Origin of the sequence: uncultured Campylobacter sp., assembly GCF_938017615.1 — a bacterium.
In the GTDB taxonomy this organism is placed as follows: Bacteria; Campylobacterota; Campylobacteria; order Campylobacterales; family Campylobacteraceae; genus Campylobacter_B.
This window is the reverse complement of record NZ_CALIJA010000115.1, coordinates 1-4,434: the sequence shown is the minus strand read 5'-3', so window position 1 is coordinate 4,434 and position 4,434 is coordinate 1. Positions and strand designations below refer to the sequence as shown.

The window sequence follows — 4,434 nt, the reverse complement described above, 5'->3', positions numbered from 1 at the left end:
TCTAATATAACCTATCTACGGAGCGCCTTATTTACTTTAAATTTAGACCGCGTTTTATAAGCTAACGCTAACATAGCGGTTGAAATTTCACCGAAAGGAGTAAATATGAGAAATTTAGTTGCAAAAGCATTGTTGCTTAGTTCTTTAGCTGCAGTAAGCGCGATGGCGGAGGGGCTTTTCATAGGCGGCGAGGGCGGATACAATTTCAAAAACCAAGCTGCAGGTTTTGATGACGGACAGCCGCAAATCGGCGTTAAAGCCGGATATGACTTCGGCACGTTTAGAGCTTACGGCGGATATTTTTACGGATTTAAGGGCGAGGATTCCAGCTCGAATGCCAATTCGAAAAGAAAGGTTAAATGGAGCACGCACGATTTCGTAGCCGGTGCGGATTTTACGCCGGAGCTTTTCGGTAGATTTAAGCTCGTCCTAGGCGCTTACGCTGGGCTTTCGGTGCTAGATACTGAAGTTAAAATAGACTATAGCAATGGCGGCTGGGTTAGAGCAGACGATACGCTGGGTGGCTTCATTTTGGGCGGCAAGATAGGTACTGCGTATGAGTTTGGCTCCAATAGCGAGATTGAAATGGGCTTTAAAGCAAGCAAGGCGTGGTACAAAGACGGCGATTATATCGAAGATAACGACGGTAAAAAATACGGCGTTTACGCAGGATACAACTATAAATTTTAAGAATTTTCATATTTTGAGGCATTGCACTGCCTTCATAGAGCCTTGATGCTCAGTGGCTTTGCGGTGTGTCGGGTAAGGCTAGCTTCGTTGCAAGGCTTTACTAGGTTTTAGTAGAATCTTGCGACGAGGTTTAAATTATTGATGAATTTAACGCCTTTAAATTCAATCCTAAAATTTAACTTACAGAATTTCGTCGATAAAAATTCCATTTCAGATTTTATTGGCGAAATTCCACCCTCGCGCTTTTGGATAAAATTTCGTTCATTTTCGAGATTAGATTAAAATTTTAATGACGTCAAAAGAAATTTTAGATAAAATCAACACTTTAATACCAAAATTTTACTCAAAGGATAGAGATGAAGAGTTACGTTACGGGCTTTCCGCGTATCGGAGAGCAGCGCGAGTTAAAGAAGGCTTTGGAGAGCTATTGGGCGGGCAAGTGCGATTATGACGCGCTAGAGCGGGTTGCTGCAGAGCTAAAAGATCGCCACATCAAATATCAGCTGGATGCTTGGAGCGGCCTAATTAGCGTGAACGACTTTTCATACTACGATTTGATGCTCGATACCAGCGTACTTTTCGGCGTGATCCCACAGCGCTTCGCGGCTCTTTCGGCGCACGAGCAGTATTTTGCGATGGCGCGCGGCAGTAAAGACGCAGTCGCGATGGAGATGACGAAGTGGTTTAATACAAACTACCACTATATCGTGCCCGAGATCTCTGCATATACGGAATTTAACCTAAATCCTAGTAAAATTTTAAGCGAGTATAAGGCCGCGAAAAATAACGATTTTAAGGATTCCTGCGCGCTAAAGATAAATTTAATCGGACCTATTACTTACTTGGCGCTTAGCAAATCAAGCGACAAAAGCGATCCACTCGCGCATTTAGATGCCCTTGTCGCGAAATACGAGGAATTGCTAAAGCTTCTTAGCGAGCTTGATAGCGAGGTTATAGTTCAGATCGACGAGCCGATTTTCGTAACGGATCGCGCGGCTGAGCTAGCGCCAAAGATCGAGCCTGTTTATCAGCGACTAAGCAAGGCTGCAAGCAACGTAAAAATCATCTTTATGACCTATTTCGAGCACGCGACCGAGGCCGTACGCGAGATCGTTAAAACGGGCGTTTGGGCGATCGGGCTTGATTTCGTTTACGCAAGCGAAGAGAATATCAAAAAAGAGCTTCAAATTTTAAAAGACGCCAAGACCGTGCTTTTTGCGGGCGTGATCGACGGGCGCAATATCTGGAAGAGCGATATCGACAAAAAGCTAGCCCAGCTCAAAGCTATCGAAGCCTACGTGCCTAAAGAGCGCATCTACGTGGGTACCTCCTGCTCGCTTTTGCACGTGCCTTTTACGCTAAAATATGAGGACAAGCTAAGCGCCGAGATCAGATCCTGGCTAAGTTTCGCGGTCGAAAAACTAAGCGAAATTTCGATTTTGACCCATCTTTTCTTTGAAATTCCGATGTGCGAACACGGCATGAAAGCTTACGAGGAAAATCAAAAATCCGCTAAAACCCGCGCTAGCTCGCCACTTATTCATGACGAGCGAGTTCAAAGCCGCGCCGCAAATTTAAATAAATTCGAGCGCGCCGATCGCTACGAGGATCGCATCAAGGTGCAGAAAAAGGAGCTAGGCTATGGAATTTTGCCTACGACTACGATTGGCTCTTTCCCGCAGACTGCCGAGCTTCGCCAAGTTCGCAACGCCTACAAAAAGGGCTTAATCAACCGCGAAGCCTACGAGCGTGACATCAAAGCCTACATCGACGACTGCGTTAAATTTCAAGATGAGATCGGCCTGGACGTGCTGGTTCACGGCGAGCCCGAGCGTAACGATATGGTCGAGTATTTCGGCGAGCAGATGAGCGGATACGCGTTTAGTGCCAACGGCTGGGTGCAGAGCTACGGCAGCCGCTGCGTGAAGCCACCGCTACTTTTCGGCGACGTGAGCCGCCCAAAACCGATGACTGTGGAGTGGATCAAATACGCCCAAAGCCGCACTAAAAAGATTATGAAAGGCATGCTAACGGGACCTGTTACGATGATGAACTGGAGCTTCGTGCGCGACGATAAGCCTCGCGAGCAGATCGTAAAACAGCTCGCACTTGCGATTTTTGATGAAATTTCGGATCTGCAAGACGCGGGTATCAAGATCGTTCAGGTGGACGAAGCTGCGTTTAAAGAGGGCTATCCGCTTAGATCCGAAAACATCCCTGCGTATGAAAAATTTGCCGTTAGTGCCTTTAAGCTCGCTGTCAGCGCCGCAAGTGCTCACACACAGATCCATACACATATGTGCTATTCGGAGTTTAACGACATAATCAAAACGATAGAGGCGATGGATGCCGACGTCATAAGCATCGAGACCGCTCGCAGCGGCAACGAGCTGCTTAAAATTTTTAGATCGGTCGGCTACAAGCAGGAGGTCGGCCCCGGCGTTTACGACATCCACAGCCCGCGAATTCCTAGCGTACATGAGCTCGTAAGCCAGATCCGCGCGCTGCTTGAGGTGCTTCCGAAAGAGCAGCTGTGGATCAACCCGGACTGCGGCCTAAAAACTCGCAAATGGGAAGAGGTGGAGCCGAGCCTAAAAAATATGGTCGAAGCGGTAAGGATAATCCGCGCAGAGGCGTAAATTTCGCGCATAAAAGACTTTGCTGCCGGGTGAAATTCCACCCGACAGCCGTTTTGCGATAGAATTATGTGGAGCGTTTATTTCGAGTATGGACCGTTAAAACGCTGTGCGAAATTTTACTTCGAGCGAGTATTAAAGGGCAGTGCGAAATTTCACTGCGTCTGCTTGGCAAGCATATTTGATAGCTGCTAAGTAATACAGCGATGTGAAATTTTGCGCGAGATTTACGGATTTCTCAGTTGGGCATGCGCGGGATTTTTTTTAAAATGTGGCGTAAAATTTCACCTCGACTGTTAGCTCGAAATTCCATCGCAACTGCTTGCTTGCTTGAGACGCAGAGCGTAAATTTTATCGCGATTGCCCTAAAGGCAGGTTGAGGCAAGCGATAAAATTTTAAAATTTTCGCAAATTAATTCTTGCGCGCACAAACCTCGCCAGCCGAATAAAAAACGCTGAAATTTGCAATTTTACGCGGCGCTTTATGAACTTCGCGCCTCTAGATTAGAATTGCAAAACGCGAGCCAAAGCCGGTATCGTTGCGCTAGAAATTTTAAATTGCAAATTAAAATTTACATTATCTCGTTAGAATGGCTAGATTGCGAAGCGAGATTCGGCTCTGCTACGTTAAATTTCAGCTCAAACTAAAATTTATGTAGCGCATTAAATTTACGACTAATTTCGCCTGGCGAGCCTGAAGTTGCGTCGCGCTAAAACCAAGTCTAGAGCCAAAATTTTACGATGCAAAGCTCATTGATTTTAACTTGCGTTTTGCACTAAAGAGCGAGGCTGGCGTAAGGCGCGTTTACGTTACCATAAAATTAAAAGAGCCTTTATGGAGGCGCAGATCTGCAATTTGCAGTAAAAATTAAAAGCCATGATTTTGGCTCATAAGGCGCGTAGCTTTTAGATGGTTTCTATCACGCCTTAAAGTGAGATTTACTTAGTAATTTCGCGCGATAGATTTTAACGGGCGGAATTTTATTATCGCTGCAAAATTTTTGGCTTTTAAAATTTTGCTTTGTAGAATTTTAGCCCTCATAGTTGTGATGAAGTGCGGCTCATCTTATTTCATAAGATTTTAGTGGCATCGCGCGCCTAATTTATA

The 4,434-nt window shown here is 45.6% G+C and carries 2 protein-coding genes; both read left to right on the top strand.

The annotated features are described in order from the left end of the window. The first annotated feature begins 105 nt into the window (after positions 1-105). On the top strand, positions 106-690 hold the full coding sequence (locus tag Q0620_RS06015) for a hypothetical protein (protein ID WP_298704760.1): 585 nt from the start codon (positions 106-108) through the stop codon (positions 688-690). Between the two features lie 356 nt (positions 691-1,046). Next, entirely contained in the window at positions 1,047-3,329 is a 2,283-nt protein-coding gene (metE, locus tag Q0620_RS06010; protein ID WP_298783760.1) for a 5-methyltetrahydropteroyltriglutamate--homocysteine S-methyltransferase, read from the top strand. The last annotated feature ends 1,105 nt before the right edge of the window (positions 3,330-4,434 follow it).